We start from the raw sequence: 1,142 nt of genomic DNA, 5'->3' as shown, positions 1-1,142 counted from the left end.
CGGGGTGGTGTCGGTGGTGCCGCTGTCGTCGGCCGCCCCGGTCGGGGCCGCCTCCGAGGGTGTTCCGTTCCCGGATGGGGAAGAACGAGATCGGATCATCCGTCCTTTGTAGCCGACACGCGCACACCTGTCGACGCGGTGCCGATCCGCCCTGCTCAGCCGCCCGCTCAGGCGTTCTCGCCGCCGACCTTCCCCACGAGCCAGTCGCGGATGCGCGCGGTCAGCTCCGGGGTCACGGCGCGTTCGGCGTGCCCCATCCCCGGGATGATCCACAGGTCGCGCGGTTCCCGGGCGGCGTCGTGGATGGCGCTGGCGTGGGAGACGGGGAAGTAGGCGTCGGAGTCGCCGTGCACGACCAGCAGGGGCGTCGGGGAGACCTCCCCGGCGATCTCCCGGGGTTCGGCGGGCACGGGGTCCCATTCCTTGTCGATGACCCTGACCTTGCGGAAGCCGCGCAGGAACAGGCGTCCCGCCCTGCGGCCGATGCCCAGGTGGAGCAGCCGCATGGCGCGTGTCCCCCTGTAGTACCAGCGGCTGGGTCCGCTGACCGAGACCACCGCGTCCATTCCGCCGTAGATGGCCGCGTGCCGGATCGCGACGGCCGCGCCCATCGAGAACCCCACGGTGGAGAGGGAGGTGTAGCCGAGTTCGCGCAGGCGGACGGCGACCGCCTCCAGGTCGTGGATCTCCGCGTTGCCGACGGTGCTGAGCCCGCCGGAGCCGTGGTGGCCGCGGAAGTCGAAGGTCATCACGTCGCCGAACGGGAGCAGTGCTTCGGCGACGGCACGCGTGCTCGGGTTGCGGTGGGTGCCGGTGAACCCGTTGGCGAGGATCACGGCGGTGGTGCGGGACCCGGCGCCGCGCAGGAGCACGGCGTCGATGCCGACCCCGTCGGAGGTGGTCAGCCGGTAGCGGTGCTCACGGGGTTGGGCGCGCGGGTGGTCAATGGCGTCGGACACCCCACCATCGTGCCCGATCAGCTCCAGCGGTCGGGTTCGGGCCCCGGTGTGGTGTTCGTGTCACCGTAGCGGCGGTCGATCCACTCGTCGGGGTACAGGCGGCGTTCTCCGCGGCCTTCGTCGCGGCGGCCACCGCCCAGGAGGCCGTCGTGGGAGGGGTCCGCCGGCGCCCCGTGGGGAGGG

Annotated in this window: 1 protein-coding gene; it reads right to left on the bottom strand. The window is 72.6% G+C overall.

The genetic code is table 11. From position 1 onward, the window contains the following. Nucleotides 1-167 precede the first annotated feature (167 nt). On the bottom strand, nucleotides 168-959 hold the full coding sequence (locus tag DQW06_RS21810) for an alpha/beta hydrolase (RefSeq protein ID WP_013151348.1): 792 nt from the start codon (nucleotides 957-959) through the stop codon (nucleotides 168-170). Nucleotides 960-1,142 lie beyond the last annotated feature (183 nt).

Source organism: Nocardiopsis sp. TNDT3, assembly GCF_003427465.1.
GTDB classification, from domain to species: domain Bacteria; phylum Actinomycetota; class Actinomycetes; order Streptosporangiales; family Streptosporangiaceae; genus Nocardiopsis; species Nocardiopsis dassonvillei.
This window is presented reverse-complemented; position numbering and strand designations above follow the sequence as displayed.